This window comes from Tardiphaga sp. OK246 (genome assembly GCF_900188215.1).
Taxonomy (GTDB): Bacteria; Pseudomonadota; Alphaproteobacteria; order Rhizobiales; family Xanthobacteraceae; genus Tardiphaga; species Tardiphaga robiniae.
In genome coordinates, this window is sequence record NZ_FZOX01000003.1 from 193,822 (window position 1) to 219,829 (window position 26,008).

The window sequence follows — 26,008 nt, forward strand, 5'->3', positions numbered from 1 at the left end:
TGAGACTTCCGTGTCAGATTATTGCTGTTGCAAACAGGAGCGCTGCATGACCCACCTCGCGATCAGGCTGACGACGCTGGCAATGTTTTCCGTGGCCGTTGCCGCCACGCCCTTCATGACCTCGGCCTATGCCGCAGGCGGCGATACGCCTTCCGCACCGCCGGCGTCCGACACCAAGGGCACCAAGGACAAGAAGAAGAAAACCGAGACCAGGAATCCGAACAGCGAGAATGCCGCGTTCCTCGCCGACTATCGCGCCGCCTATGCCACAGTCTATGACAAGCAGGACTACACGGCCGCCATCGCGCAGCTCAAGGCGCTCAGCCAGGACGATCGCGCCGATGTCGCCAATCTGATCGGCTACTCCTATCGCAAGCTCGGCGACTACAAGGTCTCGCAGATCTGGTACGAGCGCGCGTTGAAGGCCGACCCCGCCCATGTCCGCACCTGGCAGTATTACGGATTGTGGCAGGTCGAACAGGGCAACCGCGATCAGGCGCAGTATCATCTCAACAAGATTGCTTCGCTGAGCGGCAAGGACTCCGCCGAATATAAATCGCTCGCTGCTGCGCTTGAAAAGGCGCCCGGCTCCGGTCCCACCTACTGATCCCATTCGCGGATCAGTCAGCCGGTGCAATCCTTCGGATTGTGCCGGCTTTGTTATGGCTGAGAGATCTGTTCATATTCGCGGCTGCGACGCTCTCCTCACATTGAGACCTCTGATGGATCCTTGGCTGAAGCCCGCGCTCGACTACATCCACGACTGGCTCTCATTCCAGATGGCAACGACGCAGCAACCCGGCTGCCTCGTGGCCATCGCGCATCGCGGCAAGATCGTCGCTGAATATGCCTTCGGTCACGCCGACCTCGCGACCGGCGAGAAGCTGACGCCGCGGCATCGCTTCCGGATCGCCTCGCATTCGAAAAGCTTCACATCTGCCGGACTGATGAAGCTCCGCGAGCAACGCAAATTGCGCCTCGACGATCCCGTTGGCGACCATGTGAAAGGCCTGCATCCGCAGGTCGCTGCAACGACTATCGGACAATTACTGTCGCATAGCGCCGGCCTCACGCGCGACGGCGTCGATGCCGGACAGTTCATCGACAGCCGCCCCTATCTCGACAAGAAGGAGCTATTGTCCGAGCTGCAGCAACCGCCCGCGATTGCGCCCGGCACGCGGCTGAAATATTCCAACCATGGCTTTGGCTTGCTCGGCCTCGTCATCGAAGCTGTCACCGGCGAGCCCTATCGCGACTGGATCAGGCGCGAGATCATTGATGCGGTCGGCCTGCGCGAGACCCAGCCCGACATGCCGCTGACAAAGGGCGCGCCCCTCGCGCAAGGTCATACGCCGCGGCTTCCGCTCGACCGCCGTCTGGTCATTCCCGGCGACACGCAGTGCCACGCCATCACGCCTGCTGCGGGCTTCGTCAGCACCGCAGCCGACGTCGCGCGGTTCTTCGCGCAGCTTGCACCCAATGCAAAGCACAGCGTGCTGTCTGCGGCGGGCCGGCGTGAGATGACGCGGCGGCACTGGCGCAATCCGCACGCAACTATCGAGAGCTATTACGGCCTCGGCACCATGAACGGCACCACCGCCGGCTGGGACTGGTTCGGACACAATGGCGGATTTCATGGCTATATCTCGCGCACCGCCGTGATCCCGGCCTGCGAGCTGACGATCTCGGTTTTCACCAATGCCACCGACGGCTGGGCGCCCATCTGGGTTGATGGCGCCATGCATATCCTGCGTGCATTCGCCCAGCGCGGTGCACCGCAGAAGCGCGTCCGCGACTGGACGGGACGCATGTGGACCTCAGGGAGCGCGTTTGATCTGGTGCCCATCGGAGACCGGGTGCTGGTCGCCACGCCTCGGCGATCAATCCCTTCATGGACGTCGCCGAGATCGAGGTGACCGGCAAGGACAAGGGCACGATCGCCGCGGCCGCAGGTTATTCCAGTTATGGGGAAGCAGTCCGGAGAGTTCGTGGCAAGACCGGGAAAGTGACCGAGGTTTGGCTCGCCGGCAGCAAATTAAGGCCCGAAAAGGCGGTCGCGGAGGAGCTGACCCGCAAATATGGAGCAACCGGGCGCCGCTCGCCCCGTTAACGATGCGGCGCTCCCTGCAGCCCGGCCGTCTCAAAGACCTGCTATCCTTTCGCTCGACAAGCCCCAGCGAGGTCGGCTAGACGACCCCGCGCAATCACGCAGCATGAGCCGGCGATCCCCTGATGAACCCGTCCAAGCGCTATGACCGGATCGCCTTCGTGGCCAGTACCAGCGGTGAAGCGCAGGCAGCGCTCGACCAGCTGACGCAGCTCTATGGCAATGCCGATCCGGAAACCGCCGATATCATCGTAGCCCTCGGCGGCGACGGGTTGATGCTGAAGACGCTGCACGACTTCATGCGCACCGGCAAACCGATCTACGGCATGCATCGCGGCACCGTCGGTTTCCTGATGAACGAGTTCTCGACGCTTGATCTGCATGCGCGCCTCGCTGCGGCGCGCGAGACGTTGATCAATCCCCTGCTGATGCGCGCCACGGACGTCCATGGCGGCGTGCACATCCATCACGCCATCAACGAGGTCTCGCTGTTTCGCCAGACGCATCAACTGGCGCGCCTGCGCATCCTCATCGATGAACGCGAACGGATGGCCGAACTTGCCGCCGATGGCATCCTCGTGGCGACGCCGGCCGGCTCGACCGCCTATAACCTGTCGGCGCAGGGTCCGATCCTGCCGATCAATGCCGCGCTGCTAGCCCTGACGCCGATCAGTGCGTTCCGCCCGCGGCGCTGGCGCGGCGCGCTACTTCCCAATACGGCGATCGTCGCAATCGAGGTGCTGGAAGGCGAAAAGCGCCCGGTGGCCGCCGTCGCCGACAACGAGGAAGCCCGCGACGTCCGGCGGGTCGAAATCATCTCCGACAAGTCGATCTCGATGCGCATGATGTTCGACCCCGGCCACAGCCTGGAAGAACGCATCCTGAGCGAACAGTTCGGATACTAGAATTCATCCAACTGATACCGCCGAGGGACTTATGCCGTTCGATTTCGTCCTTGTGGCAGGCCCCTTGGTCCGAGGATCAAGTTGGGAGTCGACGGCCGAACATCTGCGGGGGGCAGGATGCCATGTCCAAGTACCGGACATATTGGCTTACCATGCCTCGCCACCTGCATGGAACGCGTGGACCCAAAGTCTTCTCGATCATATCGTGCCGAGCAGCCAACTGATTGTGGTGGGACATAGTTCTGCAAGTCATCTTGCTGTCGATCTGGCGACCAGGCTGCCCATGCGTGGCGTCATCATTGTCGATGGCGATGTGCCCCCATCGCATGGCGCAGCCTCACCCATCAGACCCGCCTTGCACGACCACGTGAAAAGCCTCGCCGGTGCCGACGGGACGCTTCCGATTTGGTCACAATGGTTTTTTGGGGATGCCCGTCGCGCATCTCTGGTTGGCATTGATATCTTGGCCAGAGATCCCGTAGCCTTCGCGCAATTCGAAAGTGAACTTCCCAAAATGCACGTCGATTGGTTCGATGACACGATCGAACTCCCGCGCTGGGATCATGTGCCTGCCGGCTTCATCCAGACTTCAACAATTTACGATCATGCAGCCGCAGAAGCTCAGCGACGCGCCTGGCCAGTTACGAGGCTAAATGGCACGCATTTGCATCCCATGCTCCGCCCCGCAGAGACCGCGGACGCGATTCTTGGAATATCGCGTCGACTTGGGACGTCCCCATAGCGGACTGGGCTCCTGCAGTGCCTCAACCATTCGTTAAGACGCAACGCGGTATGGTTAACGTCGGGTAACGGTCCCAGCCCGGTTCGAGCCGCATCATGTTCCGTATCGACTTCAACAAGCTGCGTTTTCTGGTCTGCGACGACAATCCGCACATGCGGCGCATCCTGCGCACGCTGCTGCATTCGTTCGGCGCCCGCGAAGTCTACGAAGCCGAGGACGGCGCCACGGCGCTGGAAATGTACAGCCACTACGTGCCTGACATCGTGATCGCCGACTGGGCGATGCCGATTTTCGACGGGCTGGAACTGGCGCAGATGATCCGGCAGCCGGATTCCAAGGGCAATCCCTACGCGCCGATCATCATGCTGACCGGCCACTCAGAGAAGCGCCGCATCACCATGGCGCGCGATGCCGGCGTCACCGAATTTCTGGCGAAACCAATTTCGGCCAAGGGTCTCTATCTGCGCATCATGAGCGTGGTCGCGCATCCCCGCCCCTTCATCAAGACGAAGAATTATTTCGGGCCCGACCGCCGCCGCAACACCACCGTCGCCTATATCGGACCGGAACGCCGCAACGGCGGCGAAGCCGAGGTTCTGCAGCAGCCGTCGCTGCTGGATAAAGCCCGTGTCACTGGCTAGCGCAATGTTCGGAGAAACGACCATGGCCAAGAACAAAGCGCCGGCGCCGCCGAAGGTGCAGGCTTTCGCCGATCACCAAGTCATCACGCCGCCGAACACACTGAAGCACGCGATCCGCCGCGTGATCGATCGCGAGCTCGACGATCCCGTCGCGCGCGCCGAACAGGCTCTGGCCAATCTCTCCGGCGAGTTCAAGACCTGGATGCGCAGCGAATGCGACCGCCTTGCCGCAGCACATGCCGCGATCCTGAAGAAGGGCTTCGATACGCACACCCGCGGCGAGCTGTTTCGTGCGGCTCACGACATCAAGGGCGACGCCTCGACCTTCGGCTTTCCCGCAGCTGGCGCGGCCGCCGAGAGTCTGTGCCGGATTCTCGAACACGCACCCGATCTCGATGCGGTGCCGCCGGATCTGATCCAGCACCATATCGATGCGATCCAGGCCATCGTGCGCGAGCACAACACCATCGAGAAGGCCGGCGTGGCCAACGAACTCAGCGCCCGCCTGCGTGCCGTCGCGGATGATTATCTGACGGTAGTCAATCGCGATCGGCCAGACCATCTCGAGATGATCTCGGCGCCGAGCATCGTGCCGAAAGAATAGCTGCTTTCGTAGGATGGGTAGAGCGCAGCGAAACCCATCACAGCAATTCCAGAAGATGATGGGTTTCGCGAAGACGCTCTACCCATCCTACGGCTTCATGGCGATTTTGGATACTTACGCCGCGATCAGCTGATACTCGTCGCGCGCATTCGCCTGTTCGGCCAGTTCATCGCAGAACACCCGCGCTTCCTCGCGGGCCGATTCCGTTGCGAAACGCCGCAGCAGGATCAACAGCGGCTCGGACGCCGCCTCGTCGGTTTCGCAAACCGTCAGCACACGCTCAACCATGCGACGACGCAGCCGCACGGCGCCGCCGACAGAGCCGATGAAACCGATTTCATTGCGCGCAGCCAGCGCGGCGCGGAAGGCAGGGAATGTCGACTCCGGCAGGCCTGCGCGGGCAAGCAATGCGTTCAGCCCGGCACCGACGCCGTCATAGACCAGCGCGGCCACGCGGCTCTGCGGCAGGCCGGACAGCTCCACCAGCGCCTGGTCGAACAGGTCGAGATTGCCCGACAGCAGGGCGCGGAGGATCAGGCCGACGGTCAACTGCCCGGCTTCGCGCAGGTGATGGACGAGATCGCGCATCTCGTCGCCGCGCGAACGCGACGCAATATTGACCGTGGAGCGCGCCATCGCCTCGTCGGCAATGCGCTCGGCACGATCCGGCGACAGCCAGTTGCGCGCAACGACGAAGCGGGTCAGTGTTTCGGAGAGCTTGGCCACCAGCGCGAGACGCGTCGTCGCCGGCAGGTCGCTAAGGGCCAGCATCGCTTCGCGGATGGCGGCGAGATGACCGTGACGCTCGACGATACGGTCCCAGGAGAATTGCGCCAGTTCGGCATACGGATTTTCAATGAGTTCGAGCGCCGCAGCGGCAGAGCCGACTTCGGCAATGGCGGCGCAGATCGAAATCGGCAGATTGATGCGGCGCGCGACCGCGCATTGCAGTTCGCTGTTTCCCGTCGCGACGATGTCGACCAGATCGGCATCGATCAGCAGCGGCGAATATTCGAGCACTGGAAGCGACACACAGGGCTGATCCACCGACAGCGCCTGCACGATGGCCGGGGGCGCCGACGGCGCGCGGGCAAAAACCTGCGCCATGGCCTGGCGCACCAGCGGCGATGCGTCATCAAGCAGCATCAGCAGCGCGCCTTCGGCGGCGGCACGGTCGTCGTCTGAAAGATCAGAAAAAATCCAGGCCCGCGCCAAAGAGCGCGTTGCCTCTGCCCGCTCGCTGGCTGGAGCGGTCCGTACCCAACTGATGAACTGCCGAACAATCATGGTTCTGCCAGCCTACGCAACAAGATCAACACCGAAACGCGATGCCACTGTCAGAGAAAATAAACCATCCCACTTAACAAACGGTTCACCATAAGCTTATGGGTTTGTTGAGGTTTTATTAAGGGATCGGACACGCGGGGAAATCTGTGGCTCCCGGTGAATATCACACACTCCGCCCTCATCCTGAGGAGCGCGCCCTTGCGCGCGTCTCGAAGGATGGCCACTAGCGGCGATGCCTGCCAACAGCTCATGGTTCGAGACGGCGCTGCGCGCCTCCTCACCATGAGGGGACGGAGCTAACTACTAAAGGTCCCGGCGCGATCGCTGAACAGATCGAGCGGCTTGGGCACGCCGACTTCAGGTGCCTTCGGCAGCGACGTGGACGTCAGTGACGTGCGGTTGCCCCACAATTCCTGAACGGCCGGCGAAACAGGTTGCGCACGATCACCGCCCTGGAAGAGCGACCGGAATATTGGCTGTTCCTGCACGGCCGTCGATGACTGATCGGACGCAAAGCTTGCGACCTGCGCCGTGCTCAGATCCGGGAAGCGCGACAGGAACGTCGCATTGCTGGCAGGCGTCAGTGGCGAGACTGCCTGCGCCGTCACCACACCCGCGGATGCCATCGCCGTCCGCGTCGCCGTGGAATTCGCGGCACTATCATAGCGCGCCGACAGCACCGAATAGACCTGCGACACGCTGCGCGCACTGCCGCTCTGATCGTAGAAGATTGGCCGGTTCGCTGCGGCGGCATTCGGAAACAGTGCAGCGCCCGATGCGCTCGGATTGTTCGCCGCATTGTTGATCAGCTTGGAGGCGCCGCTGACGCCCATGAAATGCGCCATGTATAGTTCGGAGTCGCTGGGACGGCGCCCGATCTCACCGGTGAGCTTGAAACTGTTGGACTGCGTCAGCACACCGGCCATCGCTGAACTCGCGACGGGATCGTCACGCAGTTTCAGGATCTCAGCCTTCGCAGCGGGATCGCTCACCGAATAACTGCCCGACGGCGACTTGGTGATGGCGTCGGCATATTTGCCGTAGCCGAGCTGGGTGCCGGCTTCCTTCACGGTGCCGAGCCAGGTCTGCTCGATGAACTGGAACAGGCCCTTGGCCGAGGATGTCGAAGCCGTGGCCGAGGGATTGAAATTGGATTCCATCTTGGCGGTGGCGAGCAGATATTCGAAGCTCGTGCCCGTGGTGCCGGCAGCATTCTTGATCGCGCCAGTCACCTGACTGCGCGTTGACGAGAGTGCTGATGCGAGGTTGGTCGCGTCGACCGCCATAGTGAGGTGCCCCGCTGCCGCGACATGACCACCGGGAATCGTGCCCTGTCAGCCCTGCGGAAGCCGCGGACACAGTGGGACATTCATGGTTAACGAAACGCTAAGGCGATTTTGGCGCCCAACACCTCCATCCGTGGTTGAATATTTTACAGAGCATTAACGCGAGGGTGTTTCCGTATGTGTCTGACGGAGATTCGCTCTGTCGGCAGCGGGAATGGAGCTCACGATGGTTGCGGTCGCAAACGCGAATTCGACGTCGACCCAACCGCGGGACAAAGCGGCCCCCGCCGCCGTTGCGCCCGCCAAGCCATCCGTCTCATCCGACAAGCCTGCATCTGCGCCGACAGCCCCTGCCGCCTTCGTATCGCTGTCAGACCGCGCCAAGGCGATTATCGAAAAGGCCAAGGCCGATCAGGCCGCGACCGAGGGACTCACCGATACATTCGACGAAATGCTGACGAAGCGGACCGACGCCCTGGCCGACCGCCTCTCCAAAGCGTTCGAGAAAATGAACATCCCGCCGGAGTATGCGACGCATATGAAGGTCGACAAATTCGGCAACGTGACTGCCGAAGGCCCCTGGAAGGCCAAGATAGAGAAGATGTTCAGCGACGATCCGGCGCTCGCCAAGGAGATGAAGGAAGTCTCGGGCCTGAATGCCCTGAAGGCGGCGCAAGCTTCGCTCGATCTCTATAACGAGCAGAAAAAATCGACCAATAGTGAAGCGAAACAGGCGGAAGCCTGGAAGAACTACAATATCCGTTCGATGAACATCCAGACCCTGTCTGGCGTCATGACCATGAAGGATGGCAAGCTCCGGTCGGCGGCTGTCGATTACATGGACATGATCGCCGATCCGACCGGCATCAACGCCGCCGAATCCCGGCAGGATTTTGCCAGCCGGCTGGCGTACACCAAGATCGGAGCCAGTTCAGCTTCCGTAGACCGACGCCGGATCGAACACCTTGTCCGCATCGATGAACGAGACCTTCGCCGCCCCAGCCTCGCCCCTGGTGATCGCGCGGTAGAAGCATGAGCGACGGCCGGTGTGGCAGGCAGCTCCGCCGATCTGCTCGACCTTGATCCAGATCGCATCCTGGTCGCAATCCATCCGCATCTCGACCACGCGCTGGGTCTTGCCTGAGCTCTCGCCCTTGCGCCATAGCGCCTTGCGCGAACGGCTGTAATACCAGGCATCGCCGGTTTCGATAGTGTTGCGCAGCGCCTCTTCATTCATATGCGCCACCATCAACACGTCGCCATTCGCCACGTCGGTCGTCACGACGGTAACGAGACCGGCAGCGTCGAATTTCGGCGTGAGCACGAGGCCTTCTTCGAGATCATGGCTGTGCGCGTGCGATGTATTGGACACGGGAAAATCTCTCGCTGTGGTCGTCAAACGAAAATCGGGCGCCTGATGCGCCCGACACTCTAGCAACAAATCGCGATCGTCGCGCGATCAGCGCGACAATCGTTTAACGAGACATGGACTGGATCATCGACATGAACCGCGCCTGCTCGGCAGGATTGTCGCGGAAGTTGCCGGTGAAACGCGTGGTGAAGGTGCGCGAGCCTTCCTTGCGGATGCCGCGGGCCGACATGCAGGTGTGCTCGGCTTCAACCATCACGGCAACGCCGCGCGGCTTCAGCACTTCATCGACCGCGGCAGCAAGCTGCGCGGTCAGATGCTCCTGGGTCTGCAGCCGATGGCCAAAGATATCCACGAGACGCGCCAGCTTGGAGAGACCGACGACGCGCTCCACCGGCGTATAGGCAATATGCGCCTTGCCGTAGAACGGCATCATGTGATGCTCGCAATGGGAGACGAAGGCCATGTCGCGGATCAGCACGAAATCGTCATAGCCCGCGGTCTCGCCGAAGGTTCGATTCAGAACCTCGGCCGGGCACTGATGATAGCCCTGGAACAGCTCGTCATAGGCCTCGACCACGCGGCGCGGGGTGTCCATGAGGCCTTCGCGCTGCGGATTCTCGCCGATATAGGCGAGCAACGTCTGCACGGCCTGCTCTGCCTCGGCGCGCGAGGGCCGCAGCTGGTCGGGATTAACCGCCGCAGCCAGAAATTCGGCGGGATCGAGCTCCGCCGGCCGGAATTCCTGCACTTTGCTCTCGGCAGATCTGACTTCAGAAGATTTGCCATCCGGGGATTTGCCGCGAAGCGGCTTGATCACAGCGTCCATCTTTACTCCGTTCGACCGGCCCCACGGGAGGCCGGAGTGTCACCGGGCAGACGGGGCGGCAAGGCCGCCGGACGCCTGAGTCCGTCAATAAAACATCGTCTTGCGACAATAACACCGAGGCCGCCGAACTGAATTCTCAAATTCCGGCGATCTGGAGAACGCCCGGCGCTCTGTTCGCCGGGCTCCGCCCTATATAGTGGACCATTACGACTGTTGCCAGCCATCAGGCTACCCACTCATCACATTTAAATCGTTGGTCTTTTTCCTATTATTCCCAGCACGCCATTCAAGGGCAATGCGGGCAGTTCCCATGTGAGCCTAGGGTGATGACCCGATACTTCAGAACGGCACGGAGGAACAATCTTGGCAGCGCGCATCGCGTCAAACAGCTCCCCGCGCGACTCTTTTGGAGGACGCTGGTTCGGAGGGAGGTGCGAGAAACAGCGCGAACGATCCGTAACCCAGGCATTGGTTGGAGGAAAAGGCGATGGCGGCATCCTGCAAGTATGAAATCAGCATTCTGAAACACGACGAGCAAGAAATCGTTCTTGCTACTCATCATCCCGCCATCGGCGAATTAACGCGCGACAAGCTGGAGAGCCTTCGTTCGAGGCTACGGGATTTTCATGGCAAGGAGCACACCCTAGCGCGGCATCGACAGCGCGAAGCAAGAGGAAAAGCCGAACCGAGGGGCAGCAGCTTTTCGGGAACAGCCGAGCATGCAACTCAGCGCAAGCAAGTCTTCGTCGCTGCCATAAAACGCGTTAGCAAGGAGCTAAAGCGCCTGCAGAACTTCGAAGTGAAAAAGGAACTCGGAGAGGCCGCCAGGCGCGCATTGGCCCTGCGACGGGCACAGCAATTCTCTCGACCGCAGAATGATCTTCGCCCTGGTGAAGGAATGCGCTCCATCCCTAGCCGGCGCCGGAATATCAAGATTCCGCCTTCACGGATTGGGAGGGTGTCGCAGGCGAACAAGCGCGCGCAGGTTCGGCGCGACGTCAGCCGCGGAAGCGATTAAGCGGCGCGGAGGATCCGAGATTCTTTCTGTCTGTCCCAAGGATGAGCGCCGGCTGATCGGAGGCATCGAGCCTTTGGATCTGTTGCCCTCACGGATCGCATGTGACCCGATCGGCGCGCCTTCCTTCTGAAGATGTTGGGCGGTCGCTCAAGTGTCCCTACATGAGGGGGACGGCTGCGACGGGCAAAATCCGTGCATCACCAAAAACATAACTGCTCACAGACCATTGAAACTGCTGATCTTTTATTTCATGGAATGGACGCTATATAGACTCCAGTTCCTCGCGCGCCAAGGACGTGATCCCGGTGACCGATGGCACAGTTAAGGTCCGAACCAGATGCTGAACGACATCTATAACAAGCGCATCATCGAGCTCGCCGGTAACATTCCCCGGCTGGGCCGCCTCCCTGCCCCCGATGCGTCAGCCACCGCCCATTCCAAGCTTTGCGGATCGACCGTCAAGATCGACCTCACGATGGATGCCGATGTGGTCACCGACTTCGCCCATGACGTGAAGGCTTGCGCGCTTGGCCAAGCCTCGTCGTCGATCATGGCGCGTCATGTGGTGGGCTCGACTGCCGAAGAATTGCGTGCGCTGCGCGAGACCGTGCGCAAGATGCTGAAGGAAAACGGCGCACCGCCATCGGATGGAAAATGGGCGGATATCGCCCTGCTCGAACCGGTCCGCGACTACAAGGCGCGCCATGCCTCGACGCTTCTCACATTCGATGCGGTCGTGGACGCCATCGGGCAGATTGAAGCCAAGTCAAACACCGGGGCCAGCCAGCCGACGCCGGCGTAACGCCAGCGTGGCTATTTCCCTGACGGTGCCGATGCGACGCCGCCAGTCGGCACCGAGGCCTCGGCCGTCTTGGTTGACTTCGTCGAAGACACGACAGGCGCCGAAGCGACCGGGGTGTTTTCATTCTCTGGCCCGCTCACGAAACGATCCTGTACCGACTTCGGCACCAGTGATGCGACCGGCGCCTGCTGCTCGCGAGGCTCGGGCAACACATCATCGACACTATGGCTGGTGACCAGATTGGTCAGCTTCAATTCGGCTTCCGTAAGCCGATGTAGATCGTCCCACGGCGGCACGCTGAGCGACAATGACAAGAGATCGCCCGTGCCTCCCATGTCGAAGGTGTATTTGGCAAGACGGCCGATATCCCGCTCGACGATCATCAGATCATTTGCCGTATAGCTCGCAGCCTTCGGGTCGTCGGCGCGGTCGCCCATCCAGATTTGATGGACGCGCACAAGGGATTCTTCGGCCACATAGCGGGTCTTGCCCGCCAGCAGCAGGAACACGCACATGGATTCGCAATAGGCCTGCGGCACGACCGCCGGCTTCATGACGCCCGAGGTTGATTGCAGGTCGACCGTGATACCGACTGTGGTGCGCAGACCAAGCTTGCGCCAGCGCCGGCCCATGGTGATGGCGTCATTGACCGAGCCGCCGCTGGAATCCAGCACCACTGTCGCGTCAGTCAGATCGCGGCCTTTGGAAAACTCGTCGAAATCCCTGACGGTGTCGCCGGTGACAATCCCCACCGCGCCGATCCAGCCACGGCAATTCGGCTCGCAGGCCACCCAGGTGAAGCGCATCGGGAGTTTGCGTTCTTCGAGAACGGCTGCAGCTTGGGCAGAGGACACGGCCGAAGCCAGCAGGCCCGCCGCGAGTCCGGGAAGAACGATGCAAAAGGCCGCGGCGCGAAACAGCGCCGAACTACCTGATCGAAGCGACCTCATACGTCCCAAGTCGGTTCCTTCCCCGCACTCTCATGAGCAATGGCAACGGCCCCAAACAACGCTCATGATTCTGTCACACGGGCGTTAAGTGAAAACCTAACGAGCTTCGCCGCAGCGTCCAGTTACTTTTGCTGCACTGCATGCAATAAATTGGCAGGTGTGTCTCCAATGCATAAGTAGATGGGTTCCATGCAAAGGAACCGGGCAAAACCCGACTGATCTGATAGCAATCCGACCATGAAACATTCATCCATGTGCCCGAACTGCGTCGGTACTATTCAACGGCTGCCGCGCAATGCCGGTCGCGGCATGATCTGGATATACCGCCACACGCTGTCTCCGCTGGTCGGATACAATTGCCGTCATCTCCCGACCTGCTCGGTCTATGGCGACGAAGCGATCGAGCGCTACGGATTGTGGGCCGGCGGCTGGATGACACTGGCCCGACTGCTCCGCTGCCAGCCATGGGGCACTTCGGGTATCGATAACGTGCCGGCCAAGCTGTCGCCTGATGTCCGTTGGTACACACCGTGGCGCTACGCGCGCTGGCGCGGCGTCAATGACGACGCAAACTAGAAGCTTACGCAGGCATTGCCGACCTTCGTGAGCACCGACTGCTGACTGAACTGCCACTTATAGCTTTCCGCGATGGCAACGAGGTCGGCACGTTTCTGAGCGTCGTCGGAGAAAGTGATCAGAACGACCTTTGCCCTTTCGCGAACATCAACATTACGCACGCCATCGCGCCACTGCCCGTCTCCATCGATGACGGTGAGACCATCGGGAAAGCGGGGCGTGATTTCCCTTGCGACGAAATTTGCAAATGCAGATTCGCTGATACCAGGCCGATCGCCAATGTTGCGGCCGAAGATCATCTCCGCAGACACCATGATGCGCGACGGCGGCAGACACGCTTGCGGCGGCAGCCATGCACAGCCGCTCATCAGCACACTGACTGTTAATGTAGCAAGGCATGCGGAGAACAGTTGGCGGATATGTCGCGGCACACCGAACCTCAAATTATCAAAGCTATTTTTACAAAATGCCTACTGGTGGGATTGTTGAATAACATTTGATACCATAGGGTGCCGCCACTTCATCTCGCCAAATTCATCTTCACTTAACATCACTGCCCGGGGCACTCAGGTGGAAGACGGCCTATACGAAGTACATTTTCATACTATTCATGGCACCGGGACCGGCGTCGTCTATGCAATCGGCGGAAAGCTGCGCGGCGGCAACTCCGCTTTCGCCTTCATGGGCAACTATCAAAACAGAGGCGAGACCATCTCTGCCAAGGTGTCATCGAAACGCTACAACCCGGATCAGAGCTTCAAGTCGGTGTTCGGCTTTGAAGGTGTCACACTGGCATTGACCGGCCGCGTCAATGGCGACCTGCTCGATTTCGAAGGCAGTGCGCTGCAATTGCCCGGCGTGCCGTTCAAAGCGCAACTGACCCGCATCTGCGACTAAGCGACACGTCCCGACATTTTACGGCTGAACGCGATGGCCACCAGTGCCGTCGTCAGGAAACCCATGGCGACAAACCCCGACGCGTGGAAGTATCCGCCGGCGAACAGCGCGCCACCGATGCCCGATCCAATCGCCTGGCCGACATAGAGCATCGATGTATTGAGCGAGACCGACGCCGCTCCGGCCGACGGTGCCGCCATGATCAAGCGGACCTGCTGCATCGACGTGATGGCGCCGAAGCCGAGCCCCCAGATCGCGACGCCGAGCGCCATCACGGGCAGATGGCCTGCGCTGAAACTCCACACCGTTATGCCCGCAAGCGCCAGCGACGTAGACAGGATAGACGTATTGAGCGGGCCCCAGCCGTCGACAATCCGCGTCGCGGTCATGATGCCGAGAAAGCCGCAGGCGCCATAGATCGCGAAGACCGACGCTGCCGCATCGTGCCCTGCCCCGGCGAGCCGCTCGAGGAGCGGCGCCATGAATGTGAAAATCGCAAACTGCCCGGAAAGCTGTAGCGTCGTGATAATTAGCAGCAGCACGACCAGACGATTTCGGGCCAGTGAAGACCAGGTGCCGAGATCGACAGGCGCGCCGAACAGCCCGCGCGGCAATCGCCATGCCAGCAGCATGAAGCTCAGACAGCTCATCACACAGACGGACGCGTAAACTTCGCGCCAGCCATAGCGGCTGGCAATGAAGGTCACCAGCGGCAGACCGACCGCAGCTGCCAGCGTCCAGCCGAGAAACACATAGGCGACGCTGCTGCCACGCTTGTCCGGAGGCACCAGCATCCCGACCGCGCCCGCGGCCTGCGGTGTGTAGGGCGCGGCAGCGATGCACATCACCAGGCGGATCGCCAGCAGCACGGCAAAATTCGGCGCGAAGGCCGATGCGAGATTGGCCGCCGCGACCACTGCGATGATACACAGCAACAGATGCCGCCGCTCGATCCGGCTGGTCAGCCACGACATCAGTGGCGAGCAGATGCACAGCATCACTGCGCCGAAGGTGATCAAAAGCCCCGCCTCGCGGATGGTGACACCCAGCCCCGCCGACAACTCGCCGAGCATCGCCGTCGGCCCTATCAGGCCAATGCCGGTGACGAAATTGCCGATCATGAGTGCGGTGGGGGTGTAGGGGCGAGCGACTGTCAAGATGTCGCATCTTATGGATGCAATTGCATGCAAGTCAAACCTGCCCGCCAGGCATGCAAATCCGGTCAGCCAGACTGGTGTTGCAACGCCCGAATCGGCTGCTATACCGCTCGTCCGCTTACCTGCGCCCGTGTGCAGGAGTGAGCCACAGGAGAGAAGACATGACTGAGAATGAAGGCTCGGGATTCAAGTTCGGCCTCGCCAACCTCACCCCCGCCGAAACCAACAACATCACCGTGACTTTCCCGGACGGCGCCAAGCGCGAATTCGCGAAGGGCACGACCGGTTTCGAGATTGCCAAGGGCATCTCGCCGTCGCTGGCCAAGCGCACCGTTGCTATGGCGCTGGATGGCACCGTCTCGGATCTCTCCGATCCGATCGACGACGACGCCAAGATCGATTTCATCAACCGCGACGACCCCCGCGCGCTGGAGCTGATCCGGCATGACGCGGCGCATGTGCTGGCCGAAGCCGTGCAGACGCTGTGGCCGGGCACCCAGGTGACCATCGGTCCGGTGATCGAGAACGGTTTCTATTACGACTTCTTCCGCAACGAGCCATTCACGCCCGAGGACTTCGGCGCGATTGAGAAGAAGATGCGCGAGATCATCGCGCGCGACAAACCGTTCACCAAGGACGTCTGGGATCGCGAGAAGACCAAGCAGGTATTCCGCGACAAGGGCGAAGCCTTCAAGGTCGAGCTGGTCGACGCCATTCCCGGCAACGAGCCGATCAAGATCTACTACCAGGGCGACTGGTTCGACCTCTGCCGCGGCCCGCATATGACGTCGGTCGGCAAGGTCGGCAACGCCTTCAAACTGATGAAGGTGGCCGGCGCCTATTGGCGTGGCGACAGCAACAATCCGATGCTGACACGGATCTACGGCACGGCCTTCGCCAAACAGGAAGACCTCGACGCGTACCTCAAGCAGATCGAGGAAGCGGAGAAGCGCGACCACCGTAAACTGGGTCGCGAACTCGACCTCTTCCACTTCCAGGAAGAAGGCCCGGGCGTCGTGTTCTGGCACCCCAAGGGCTGGACCATCTTCCAAGCGCTGATCGCCTATATGCGGCGTCGCCTCAATGGCGACTACAGCGAAGTCAATGCGCCGCAGATCCTCGACAAGGTCCTGTGGGAGACCTCAGGCCACTGGGAATGGTACCGCGAGAACATGTTCGCAGCGCAATCCGCTGGCGATGAGGCCGAGGACAAGCGCTGGTTCGCATTGAAGCCGATGAACTGCCCCGGCCATGTGCAGATCTTCAAGCACGGGTTGAAGAGCTATCGCGACCTGCCGCTGCGCCTCGCCGAATTTGGCGTCGTGCATCGCTATGAGCCGTCGGGCGCCATGCACGGCTTGATGCGCGTGCGCGGCTTCACCCAGGACGACGCCCATGTGTTCTGCACGGAAGCTCAGCTCGCCGAAGAATGCCTCAAGATCAACGATCTGATCCTGTCGACCTATTCCGACTTCGGCTTCGGCGACATCGTGGTCAAGCTGTCGACGCGGCCGGAGAAGCGCGTCGGCACCGACGAGATGTGGGATCACGCCGAACGCGTGATGGCCACCGTGTTGTCGGTGATCGAGAGCCAGTCCGGCGGTCGCATCAAGACCGAGATCTCGCCTGGCGAGGGCGCGTTCTACGGACCGAAGTTCGAATACGTGCTGCGCGACGCCATCGGCCGCGACTGGCAGTGCGGCACCACCCAGGTCGATTTCAACCTGCCGGAGCGTTTCGGTGCGTTCTATATCGACGCCGACGGATCGAAGAAGGCGCCGGTGATGGTGCATCGCGCGATCTGCGGTTCGATGGAGCGCTTCATCGGTATCCTGATCGAGCACTTCGCCGGCAACTTCCCGCTCTGGCTGTCGCCGGTACAGGTGGTGGTCACCACGATCACCTCGGAAGGCGACGAATATGCCAAGGTCGTCGCCGCAGCCGCGCGCAAGGCTGGCCTCCGCGTCGAGATCGATCTGCGCAACGAAAAGATCAACTACAAGGTCCGCGAACACTCGCTGGCCAAGATCCCTGCCCTGCTCGTGGTCGGCAAGAAGGAAGCCGAAACCGGCCAGGTCTCGGTGCGCCGCCTCGGCAGCGACGGCCAGAAGGTCAGTTCGCTCGAGGAAGCCCTTGCCGCACTGGTCGATGAGGCGACACCGCCCGACGTGAAGCGCACACTGGCGGAGGGCTGAGCCGATGAGCGACGATGAAGAGATCGAGATCGAAGCCTATCCGCTTCGGTCCTATCAGCTGATCGCCGATCCCAACCGGCCGGACGTGGTCGCGCTGGCATTCGAGACGGAGCGTGGCCATAGCCTCTATCTGGCCTCGCGGGCGGTGCTGGAGGATCTGGGCCGGGATCTGCTGGACCGCGCCTCCAAGATGCCGGAGCACAAAACGGTCAGCTGAGCGGATGCGCGCGGTCACAATCCGTCTAAATCAGCAAGGCTCGCCTCGTGGCGGGCCTTTTCGCGTGGTAAGCGGTCATTCAATTCCTGCAAATTCTGTGCATCCTCATCTGTGAGAACTGCCCGTGCCCGACATCATCGACTTCCTGAAGACCCGTCGCTCCGTCAAGCCGCGCGAAATGACCGGCTCCGGCCCCTCATCCGCCGAACTCGAAACCATCCTGACCATTGGGGCACGCGTGCCGGACCACGGCAAGCTGGCGCCATGGCGCTTCATCATTTTCGAGGGTGACGCCCGCAAACGCGCGGGCAACGTCATCGCCACCGTGTTCGCACGGAAGAATCCCGATGCACCGGTCGAGGAGATCGAGGCACAGAAACACAAGCTGACGGAAGCGCCGCTGGTGATCGGCGTGGTGAGCATCATCAAGCCGCATCCGAAGATTCCGCCATGGGAGCAGGAACTGTCCGCAGGTGCGAGCTGCTTGAATATTGTGTCGGCCGCCACAGCCATGGGTTATGGCGCCAACTGGTTGACCGGCTGGATGGCCTATGACCGCGACGTGCTCGAAGGTCTCGGCCTCGCCGCCAATGAAAAACTGGCGGGCTTCATCCATATTGGCGGCAAACCTGACAAGGTGATCGAGGACCGGCCGCGGCCAGAACTCAAGGACGTCGTGACCCGGTTCTGAACCGGATTTACGCAGCCTGCGACGCTTGGCTACCAAACCGGCGCAGCAGGTTCTCGATTTCCGACGCCGGTTTGGCAGGGCTGAACAGAAAACCCTGCACCTCGTTGCAGCCTTCCGCGCGCAGCCAGTCCAGCTGATCGATCGTCTCGACGCCCTCAGCCGTCGTGGTGATGTTCATGCTGCGACCAAGCCCGGAGATCGCGCGCACGATGGCAACGCAATCCGGCCGCTCGATCAGATCCTTCACGAATGACCGATCGATCTTGATCTTGTCGAACGGAAAACTCCGGAGATAGCTCAGGCTGGAATAGCCGGTGCCGAAATCGTCCATCGAGATGCGGACGCCCAGCGCGCGTAGCTGATGCAGGATAGCCAGGTTGGCCTCGGTTTCCGCAAGAAAGACCGACTCGGTGATTTCCAGCTCAAGACGATGCGGCGACAGGCCGGAATAGGCCAGCGCAGCGACCACGACCTGCACCAGGTTGCGGCTGCGGAACTGCACCGGCGAGAGATTGACCGCGACCTTGATATCGTCCGGCCACTTGGCAGCTTCGGCGCAGGCCTTGCGCAGCACCCACTCGCCGAGCGTGACGATGAGGCCGATATCCTCGGCGACCGGGATGAAATCCGCCGGCGAGATCATGCCCTTCTCGGGATGTTTCCAGCGCAGCAGCGCTTCGAATCCAGTGATGCGATCGGCGGCCAGATCGACCAGCGGCTGGTAGTGCAATTCAAAGTCACCATCAGCGAAAGCGCTACGCAGATCGAGCTCCATGTCGCGGCGCTTCTGCGCCTGACGATCCATCTCGCGCTCGAAGAAGCGATGCACACCGCCACCTTCGGACTTGGCCCGGTACAATGCCATGTCGGCATTGCGCATCAGCTCTTCGCTGGTATCGCCATCGCCAGGTGACATGGCGATACCGATGCTGGCGCCGATCACAACCTCGACGCCGTTCATGTCATAGGGCGCGCTGATGATCTCGATCAGCCGCGCGGCAAAATCGTTGGCTTCGTTGGGTGTGATATCGGCTGCCAACACCACGGCAAATTCGTCGCCGCCGAGCCGGGCTGCGAGATTGTTGCCGCGGACCTCGGCGCGCATCCGCGCGGCGACCATCTTCAGCAGCCGATCCCCCATCGGATGACCGAATGAGTCATTCACGTTCTTGAACAGATCGAGATCAATGCAGAGAACCGCGACATGTTTGGTCGGATTGTCGTGATCCAGCGCCTGGGCCAAACGCTCCTGATAAAAAACACGATTCGGCAAATCCGTCAGCGCATCGTGATGCGCCATATGCGCCACACGCGCCTCGGCCTTGCGACGCTCGGTAATGTCGACGACAGCCACGAGGAAGCCGTCACGGCCTTCGAACATCACGCGGCGGCCATAGGTCAGCACTTCGATCTCGCTTCCGTCGGCCTTCAGGTGGCGCCAGTTGCGATCCGACTGATAGATATCTCCGAGCTGCATCAGCGCACGCGTGTGGAGCTCCCATTCATCGCGCGGCCAGATTTCCTTGAGTTGCATGCGCAGGAAAGTGGCGCGATCGTATCCGTAATGCGCGACAGCCGCGTCATTGACGCTGAGAAAATCCATCGTCTCGGCATCGAACACCCACATCGGCATCGGATTGCTGTCGAACAGCAGCCGGAACGAGGCCTCGCGGCGCTTAATGTCGGTGACGTCAGACACAGTCAGCGACACCAAGTCGCCGAAAGCGGTGGCGCTGAGCCGAAGGTTGCGATCATCGCTGTCGATTTCAAGCTGACCGCTCTGGCCATTGGCGATCATGGACAGCAGCCATTTCGTCACGCTCGGCAGCGACAATGCGTGGCCGCCTGCACTCAGCTTGCGCCACTGAAGGTCGGCGGGTGATACTTTCAGCAGGCGCGAAGCGCCCTGATTATGATGCACGATCTGGAAGTCGAAAGCCTGGCTTGCGGAATCCCGGATTGCCGCAAGCGACACGATGCCTTCGTCCGTCGACGAGAAGATCGCATCGACCAGATTGTAACGGGTGCCCTGCTCGTTGACATAGACGCCGACCAACCGGCCACCCCAGCGTGACGCTGTCGGCAGCGCCAGAATGTCATAGGTGTGGACGAGACCGTCACGCACGCAATGCGCCACCATCAGATGCGGCCTGTTGGCCTGCAACGCGCAGTTTGCGGCTTCCGTTAGCGCACGCACGCAATCAGGTGCCAGCACGTCGAGCGGAATGCCCCAGCGATCGTCACCCAACCACTGTTGCACATAGCGGCCGCTGCGTGACACTTCGAGCGTCTCACCTTCGACCTTCAGCAGGACGATGTGATCGGCCATCCGCCCAAGACTGCCGAGCATCACTTCTTCATAGCCGGGCAGAATCTGGCCGGGACGAACGGCCGCCCGCCATTTGCGTTGCAAGGCGGGAATGTCGTCGAACAACTTGACGTCCGGGCTTCCGGATAACTGTCTGGCCGCGATCACGACATCCCCTTCGGAACACTTGTAGCGATACTTGCTATTCGGACTATGGGGATTAACGTCATGTAAACGTTCCGCGGCCGCGGACGGCAACGACCTGTTATAACGCGACAAACTGGCACGATGGTTAGTTGGCGATTCAGGACCATGACACGCGCATGACAATTCATTCGCGTTTGAAGCGTGTTGTCTGCAACGAGATCTTTGTTCTGGAAGATTGTTGAGTAGCTTGCGAGCAGTAGTTAGCGCGCGACGACTTCGATCTCGCCGTCGACACCGTTCACAACGTTGAAGGGGCGCTCGAACACCTTGCCTTCGTTCTTGGCGATGGCGCGGTACTCGCCTTCCGCCAGTGTGACGCGCGGGAAGGCGCCGATCGATTCCTTGATGACGTCGCCGGCCGGCGTGATCACCGACCATGCGGTGTTGGCCAGGGCCTCACCACCCTTGTCGCTCACCAGCTTCATGGTGATGACTGCCGCACGATGCGTGATCGTCACGTCGGTGAGTTTGCTCGCCTGCACGCGGATGTCGGAGCGCACCACCGAATTGGCGTCACCATAATTCGAGATGATGTAGTAGGTGCCTTCCTGCAGCAGCACGACATCGCCGGCGGGAACGCTCGGCAGCAGCGGCGTGCGCTCGCCGCCTTCGAACTGGCTGCCTTTGTAGATCGAGAACGAGATCTGGTTTTGCGGAATCTTCGTGGTGCCGACGCGGCCCTCGATCCGCAATCCGCCGGCGGGCAGCACAAACGCTTCACGATCGGTCTCTGACTTGATGGTCACCGGACGAACGGCGCTCACAAGGCCGAGCGCCACATGCACCACATAGCTGCCCGGCGGCAGCACGATGTTGGGTGTCGCGCCGCGATCCTCGCGGATCAGCTTGAAGGCACCGGTCTCGTCCGGCCGATCCGAATAGACCCGCCAGACCAGCCCGCTATTGATGACCGGCATATCCTTGCCATAGCGCGCCGTCAGTGCCAGCACGCCCTGCGCGGGCCCCGTTGGAGCAGCCTGGACCGGCGACGGCACAGGCGGGGCGACATTGGCAACCGGCGGCTGCGTCAGCGGCGCCGGCAACAAGGGGGTGGAAGCAGGACCGGACGGCGGCGCGAGGCTGATGGCCGGACCCGACGGGACATCCGGGATCGAGCCCGGCGGAACCGGTGCCGGACGGTCCGAAAAGAACTGCGCAGATGCGGTTTGGGGCAAGGCAACAGCCTGCAGCAGAGCGAGGGCCAGCACCATAGCCAGCCGTCCGCTCCGGCCGGATGTTCGCAAATCATGGCCCCGTGCAGTCATGGTCATGCTTTTCACCCAAAACGCGACAAATTCAAGCCTTGACGCGGCTGTCTCGCCGCCAGACCCACAATCGCGTGAGGCCCCCAGGAACCGGTGCGCCGTGCGGTAACGGGTCGCTCTGCAGTCACATTTGGTGCCTAAACCTCGCAAACGCGACATAAATCATGAATTAGCTACCGTCTGGAATGATGGCGCAGCTGCATTTAATATCGGCGGCGTCGAGGAGCTTAGTGTGCTGGAGATTTTGATGGGGCGCGGCCAGAATGGCGCGAACGGTCGCGACAAGCCTGGTTTGGGAAGCGTTCGACGTCCGATCATCGGTCTGGCGCTGGGCGGCGGTGCCGCGCGCGGTTTCGCCCATATCGGGATCCTCCGCACTTTGCTCGCCCATGGCATCGTCCCGAACGTCGTGGTGGGCACCTCGATCGGTGCCGTAGTTGGCGGATCCTACGCCGCCGGCCACCTCGATACGCTCGAGGAATGGGCGCGCAGTCTGCAGCCCCGCAATATTCTCAGCTATCTCGACATTCGCCTGAACGGCTCAGGCCTGATCGGCGGCAACAAGCTGGCCGCACAGCTCGAAGCGTCGCTGGGCCATACACTGATCGAAGATCTCCCGCTGAAATTCGCCAGCGTCGCCACTGAAGTTCGCACCGGTCATGAAATCTGGCTGACTCATGGTCGCCTGGTCGATGCAATGCGTGCGTCCTATGCGCTGCCGGGCATCTTCTCTCCGGTACTGGTCGGTGATCGCTGGCTGGTCGATGGCGCGCTGGTCAATCCGGTGCCGGTATCGGCGGCGCGCGCGCTGGGCGCTGAGATTGTCATCGCAGCCAATCTCAGCAATGACGTGTTTGGCCATTCGACCACGATTTTCGACCATGGCACGGGACCTGAAATGGCCGAGCCCATCATCGAAGTCGAAGAGCCGAAGCGCGGTTTCAGCAAGTTCTTCTCGGCCGAGCGCACCATGAAGCGCGAGTTCTTCGGCGGCGGCGGACGGCCGGGCATCTCTACCGTAATGGTCGATGCCTTCAACATCATGCAGGATCGGATCACCCGCGCGCGCCTTGCCGGCGATCCGCCGGATCTCCTGATCGCACCGCGCGTTGGTCGCATCGGCTGGTTCGATTTCCACCGCGCCGAAGAAATGATCACGCTCGGCGCGCGCGCCGCAGAACGCGCCGTCGAGTCTATTCAAGAGGCGATCGAAATCCTCGCCCCCGAAGTGGCAAACTCGCCTGCGCCCGTCGTTGCGCAGAAGCCGACCACTTCGCAGAGTTGAGCGCGGCGGGCTCAGGCCGTCGCAATATATTCGCGCAGCGCTTCCTGTTCGCGTTCGAATTCGCGCAAGCGAAATTTGACGACGTCACCGATCGAGATCAGGCCAACGACCTTCTCGTCCTCGATAACGGGCAGATGCCTGAATTTTCCGGTCGTCATCTTTTCCATGATTGCACCGACCGTATCAGCCGGTTTGCAGCCAATGACCTTGCGCGTCATCACGGCGCTCACGTCTTCATCCAGCGCCGCGGCGCCGCGTTCTCCGATCACCCGCACGATATCACGCTCAGACAGGATACCATCGATGTGGTGATGGCTCATCACCAGCACGGCACCTATTCTTCGCTGTGACAGCATCTGCACTACCGACGAGACCTTATCGTTCGGCGAGACGCTGATGATCTGGTGGCCTTTGGAATCGAGAATTGCACGTACCGTCATTGTCGCCTCCTAAGTCGACCATGCCCTTTGTCGGGCGTGGTCTTTCATTCTAGGGTCGTCAGACAGATGCAGTGTAACAGCGCAGTTCAATAGTCGTTCAGATGTGGTGATCGCACTGAAACACCGTTCGCGCCGGGAACGGGATCGACCTCAAGGGCCGAACCTGCCAACGTGGGTCACCTGTCGAATACATAAGATGGATCAAATGCGTCGGCCTCGCAAGAAGCCGGTACGCCCTTAATGCAGGTCGGAGATGTCCGGAGACGACGTTTGCGAGCCCGTGCGCTGCAACCTCGGAATAGGATCGAACAGCGAGAACAGCAGCAGCCCGGCGAAGAAGCCGCCGATATGCGCCTGCCACGCAACGCTCGCCCCTTCCGCGCCGATCGCAATCGAGCCGACGCCGAAGATGATATTGACGCCGAACCAGACCGCCAGAAATCCGATCACGCGCGGATCGCGCAACGAACGCAGCAGCGGAAGCGCCGGCACACGTGCCGCTTCATCGGCATCGCCGCGGTTGAATGACAGGAAGCTGCCGCGCACGAAGGCAAAACGGATGGCCGCGGCCATGGCGCCGGAGACCGAAGCCGAGGCGCCGATCATCGGTGCGAGCGCGTGTTCATGGGTAACCAGATGGGCAGCGGCGCCAGCCACAGCCGTCACCGCCATGAAGGTGAAGAAGCGGACCGCGCCGAAGCGCCGCGCCAGCGCGCTGCCGAACGGCAGCAGCCACAACACGTTGAAGCCGATATGGCTGAGATTGGCGTGCAACAGGGAGTAAGTGACGAAACTCCATACCTTGGCGCCATTGCCGCCGGGAAACGGCATCGACAGCAGCGTCTGGTCGTAGCGCTTCGGAATGAAACCGAAGACCTCAATGGTCCAGTATTCCAGATCCACCGGCAGCAACATGCGGATAATGTGGATCACGGCAAGCAACCCGACATAGGCCGTCAGCGCCCCCGGCAGGGTCAGGATCGGTTCGCGCGGGGGGGAATCCAAGGTGTCCAAGGGGATAACGGCCTGTCAGCGGCTCTGGCGAGCGATGCCCCAGATAGTCGGCTTTGCCGGTACCGCGCAAGCTCAGGATCGCCGCAGGACAGCAAACCCGCTTGAAAAGAAAAAGGGAGAGCCTCTGAGAAAGGCTCTCCCGGGTCCGTCTTGATCTTTTCCCGCGGATGGATGTCCCGGTGTGCCGGACGAGCCGACATCCCCACCCCTCCCCGCGTGACGACCAATTCTGTTTTCAGCCACCTGTTTATCGAAGCGCGTCACGAACTGCTGGAGACAGTCCGCTCCGCTCTGGAGTGAGCAGGAGACTACCGGCAATCCCCGCGTTGCCAAGCGCATGCTTAACTTAGAGTTAACGGCGAACCGGCCCATTCGCTCCGAAACCGGATGGTTAATGAGATCCTAACAATCATAGTAAACTTAACCTTAACGGCGGATACCCGCCCGAACGCGGTGGAAAACGCGCCTTCGGCATGGACGCTGCAATGACTGATCTGCACAACATGTAGCGGCGAGCGATGGATGGATTCGGGACAGAAATGTCCCCGATCCACTGCAAGCCGGGTCAGGATCAGGCGAATGAAACATCCATCCAGCCGCGCGTTCTTCGCCTATTGGGACGACAAACGCGGTTTTGCGCGCGCCCCCGATCGGAGTGAGCTGGAACCCGGCCCCGTCCGGGAGCTGCTCGGCGACATCTTCGTGCTGTCCTATGACCAGCCCGTCGAATTCCCGTTTCGCGTGGCCGGCACAAGAGTTTGTGCCCTGCTCGGCCGCGACCTGAAGAACCAGCCGTTTCCGTTGCTGTTCGCGCCCGAGTGTCGCGACGAGATCCGGGACATGATCACCGTCGTATCCGAGGAGCAGCTCGTTGCCGTCGCTGGCGTCACCGCCATGACCGAATTCGGTCAGAAGGCGCATCTGGAACTGCTGTTGCTGCCATTCGCGACGCGCGCGCATTCCCCTATCAGCCTGACCGGCCTGCTGGCGCCCATGTATGAAGTCCGCGGCCGGCTCGGCGCATTCCAGCTGACGTCGTTTCGCTATCTCGCCCACCAGCCGCAGCGCTTTGCGCCGCGCGCCCTGCGCAAACTGCAGGTTGCCCGCGGCCTGATGGTCTATGAAGGGCTGCGCTGAGCAGCCTTCTACGGACGCTGCTCATTATAAGTGTCGCGCAGAATAATCACGCCAACTGGTTGCGCCAGTTCGGTATTTG

At 61.3% G+C, this 26,008-nt stretch carries 25 protein-coding genes and 1 pseudogene; 15 read left to right on the forward strand and 11 right to left on the reverse strand.

Annotated elements, in window-relative coordinates; translation table 11 throughout:
- The first annotated feature begins 46 nt into the window (after window positions 1–46).
- The 5 genes and pseudogenes from CHC01_RS13875 to CHC01_RS13900 all read left to right on the forward strand — a co-directional run bounded on the left by CHC01_RS13875 (window position 47) and on the right by CHC01_RS13900 (window position 4,999).
- Window positions 47–607, forward strand: coding sequence for a tetratricopeptide repeat protein (locus CHC01_RS13875; RefSeq protein WP_089264889.1), 561 nt, complete (start codon window positions 47–49; stop codon window positions 605–607).
- Between the two features lie 115 nt (window positions 608–722).
- Window positions 723–2,110, forward strand: a pseudogene (locus CHC01_RS13880) (serine hydrolase domain-containing protein).
- Between the two features lie 122 nt (window positions 2,111–2,232).
- Entirely contained in the window at window positions 2,233–3,012 is a 780-nt protein-coding gene (locus CHC01_RS13885; RefSeq protein WP_089264890.1) for an NAD kinase, read from the forward strand.
- An 837-nt stretch (window positions 3,013–3,849) separates the two neighbouring features.
- A complete protein-coding gene (locus tag CHC01_RS13895; RefSeq protein WP_068731951.1) occupies window positions 3,850–4,395 on the forward strand; it encodes a response regulator in 546 nt (181 codons plus the stop codon).
- Between the two features lie 22 nt (window positions 4,396–4,417).
- A complete protein-coding gene (locus tag CHC01_RS13900; protein ID WP_089264892.1) occupies window positions 4,418–4,999 on the forward strand; it encodes an Hpt domain-containing protein in 582 nt (193 codons plus the stop codon).
- A gap of 114 nt (window positions 5,000–5,113) precedes the next feature.
- Here the strand turns inward: CHC01_RS13900 and CHC01_RS13905 are convergent, their stop codons facing one another.
- Window positions 5,114–6,286 (reverse strand): DUF2336 domain-containing protein, encoded by a 1,173-nt coding sequence (locus tag CHC01_RS13905; RefSeq protein ID WP_089264893.1) that lies wholly within the window; start codon window positions 6,284–6,286, stop codon window positions 5,114–5,116.
- A 296-nt stretch (window positions 6,287–6,582) separates the two neighbouring features.
- Window positions 6,583–7,572 carry a transglycosylase SLT domain-containing protein gene (locus CHC01_RS13910; protein ID WP_089264894.1) on the reverse strand — a complete coding sequence of 330 codons (990 nt, stop codon included), beginning with the start codon at window positions 7,570–7,572 and terminating at the stop codon, window positions 6,583–6,585.
- Window positions 7,573–7,798: 226 nt separating this feature from the next.
- Between CHC01_RS13910 and CHC01_RS13915 the strand changes: the two genes are divergently transcribed.
- On the forward strand, window positions 7,799–8,608 hold the full coding sequence (locus CHC01_RS13915) for a hypothetical protein (protein ID WP_176454591.1): 810 nt from the start codon (window positions 7,799–7,801) through the stop codon (window positions 8,606–8,608).
- On the opposite strand, the gene hisI is transcribed toward CHC01_RS13915, so the two are convergent.
- Window positions 8,504–8,944 carry a phosphoribosyl-AMP cyclohydrolase gene (hisI, locus tag CHC01_RS13920; protein ID WP_089264895.1) on the reverse strand — a complete coding sequence of 147 codons (441 nt, stop codon included), beginning with the start codon at window positions 8,942–8,944 and terminating at the stop codon, window positions 8,504–8,506. The two genes, CHC01_RS13915 and hisI, sit on opposite strands and share 105 nt — an antisense overlap.
- Window positions 8,945–9,047: 103 nt before the next feature.
- Window positions 9,048–9,770, reverse strand: a complete 723-nt coding sequence (gene folE / locus CHC01_RS13925) for a GTP cyclohydrolase I FolE (RefSeq protein WP_089264896.1) — start codon at window positions 9,768–9,770, stop codon at window positions 9,048–9,050.
- Window positions 9,771–10,257: 487 nt separating this feature from the next.
- Here folE and CHC01_RS13930 point away from each other — a divergent pair, with 487 nt between their 5' ends.
- Window positions 10,258–10,788: a hypothetical protein gene (locus CHC01_RS13930; protein WP_089265652.1), complete on the forward strand. Its 531-nt coding sequence runs from the start codon at window positions 10,258–10,260 to the stop codon at window positions 10,786–10,788.
- Window positions 10,789–11,125: 337 nt separating this feature from the next.
- A complete protein-coding gene (locus CHC01_RS13935; protein ID WP_089264897.1) occupies window positions 11,126–11,590 on the forward strand; it encodes an iron-sulfur cluster assembly scaffold protein in 465 nt (154 codons plus the stop codon).
- A gap of 11 nt (window positions 11,591–11,601) precedes the next feature.
- Here CHC01_RS13935 and CHC01_RS13940 read toward each other — a convergent pair whose 3' ends face one another.
- On the reverse strand, window positions 11,602–12,540 hold the full coding sequence (locus tag CHC01_RS13940) for a COG3904 family protein (RefSeq protein WP_244558404.1): 939 nt from the start codon (window positions 12,538–12,540) through the stop codon (window positions 11,602–11,604).
- A gap of 237 nt (window positions 12,541–12,777) precedes the next feature.
- Between CHC01_RS13940 and yidD the strand changes: the two genes are divergently transcribed.
- A complete protein-coding gene (gene yidD / locus CHC01_RS13945; RefSeq protein ID WP_089264898.1) occupies window positions 12,778–13,116 on the forward strand; it encodes a membrane protein insertion efficiency factor YidD in 339 nt (112 codons plus the stop codon).
- Here yidD and CHC01_RS13950 read toward each other — a convergent pair.
- On the reverse strand, window positions 13,113–13,547 hold the full coding sequence (locus CHC01_RS13950; RefSeq protein ID WP_244558358.1) for a DUF3574 domain-containing protein: 435 nt from the start codon (window positions 13,545–13,547) through the stop codon (window positions 13,113–13,115). The genes yidD and CHC01_RS13950 overlap by 4 nt on opposite strands.
- A 139-nt stretch (window positions 13,548–13,686) precedes the next feature.
- Here CHC01_RS13950 and CHC01_RS13955 point away from each other — a divergent pair, with 139 nt between their 5' ends.
- Window positions 13,687–14,013, forward strand: coding sequence for a GrlR family regulatory protein (locus CHC01_RS13955; protein WP_089264900.1), 327 nt, complete (start codon window positions 13,687–13,689; stop codon window positions 14,011–14,013).
- On the opposite strand, the gene CHC01_RS13960 is transcribed toward CHC01_RS13955, so the two are convergent.
- Entirely contained in the window at window positions 14,010–15,134 is a 1,125-nt protein-coding gene (locus CHC01_RS13960; protein WP_089264901.1) for an MFS transporter, read from the reverse strand. The genes CHC01_RS13955 and CHC01_RS13960 overlap by 4 nt on opposite strands.
- 197 nt (window positions 15,135–15,331) lie before the next feature.
- On the opposite strand from CHC01_RS13960, the gene thrS reads away from it, so the two are divergent.
- The 3 genes from thrS (at window position 15,332) to CHC01_RS13975 (ending at window position 18,273) form a co-directional block, all read left to right on the forward strand.
- Window positions 15,332–17,365 (forward strand): threonine--tRNA ligase, encoded by a 2,034-nt coding sequence (gene thrS, locus CHC01_RS13965; protein WP_089264902.1) that lies wholly within the window; start codon window positions 15,332–15,334, stop codon window positions 17,363–17,365.
- Between the two features lie 4 nt (window positions 17,366–17,369).
- Window positions 17,370–17,582 (forward strand): hypothetical protein, encoded by a 213-nt coding sequence (locus CHC01_RS13970; RefSeq protein ID WP_068731927.1) that lies wholly within the window; start codon window positions 17,370–17,372, stop codon window positions 17,580–17,582.
- Window positions 17,583–17,706: 124 nt separating this feature from the next.
- On the forward strand, window positions 17,707–18,273 hold the full coding sequence (locus CHC01_RS13975; RefSeq protein WP_089264903.1) for a nitroreductase family protein: 567 nt from the start codon (window positions 17,707–17,709) through the stop codon (window positions 18,271–18,273).
- A gap of 7 nt (window positions 18,274–18,280) precedes the next feature.
- Here CHC01_RS13975 and CHC01_RS13980 read toward each other — a convergent pair whose 3' ends face one another.
- Together CHC01_RS13980 and CHC01_RS13985 are read right to left on the reverse strand one after the other, a co-directional pair.
- Window positions 18,281–20,749 (reverse strand): putative bifunctional diguanylate cyclase/phosphodiesterase, encoded by a 2,469-nt coding sequence (locus tag CHC01_RS13980; RefSeq protein WP_089264904.1) that lies wholly within the window; start codon window positions 20,747–20,749, stop codon window positions 18,281–18,283.
- A 239-nt stretch (window positions 20,750–20,988) separates the two neighbouring features.
- Window positions 20,989–22,059, reverse strand: coding sequence for an RgsD C-terminal domain-containing protein (locus CHC01_RS13985; protein ID WP_502695654.1), 1,071 nt, complete (start codon window positions 22,057–22,059; stop codon window positions 20,989–20,991).
- A gap of 226 nt (window positions 22,060–22,285) precedes the next feature.
- Between CHC01_RS13985 and CHC01_RS13990 the strand changes: the two genes are divergently transcribed.
- Window positions 22,286–23,338 (forward strand): patatin-like phospholipase family protein, encoded by a 1,053-nt coding sequence (locus CHC01_RS13990; protein ID WP_170849844.1) that lies wholly within the window; start codon window positions 22,286–22,288, stop codon window positions 23,336–23,338.
- 11 nt (window positions 23,339–23,349) lie between these two features.
- Here the strand turns inward: CHC01_RS13990 and CHC01_RS13995 are convergent, their stop codons facing one another.
- Both CHC01_RS13995 and CHC01_RS14000 read right to left on the reverse strand, forming a co-directional pair.
- Window positions 23,350–23,778 carry a CBS domain-containing protein gene (locus tag CHC01_RS13995; RefSeq protein ID WP_089264906.1) on the reverse strand — a complete coding sequence of 143 codons (429 nt, stop codon included), beginning with the start codon at window positions 23,776–23,778 and terminating at the stop codon, window positions 23,350–23,352.
- Window positions 23,779–24,015: 237 nt separating this feature from the next.
- Window positions 24,016–24,792: a rhomboid family intramembrane serine protease gene (locus CHC01_RS14000; RefSeq protein ID WP_502695655.1), complete on the reverse strand. Its 777-nt coding sequence runs from the start codon at window positions 24,790–24,792 to the stop codon at window positions 24,016–24,018.
- 579 nt (window positions 24,793–25,371) lie between these two features.
- Here CHC01_RS14000 and CHC01_RS14005 point away from each other — a divergent pair.
- A complete protein-coding gene (locus CHC01_RS14005) occupies window positions 25,372–25,929 on the forward strand; it encodes a PAS domain-containing protein (protein WP_089264908.1) in 558 nt (185 codons plus the stop codon).
- Window positions 25,930–26,008 lie beyond the last annotated feature (79 nt).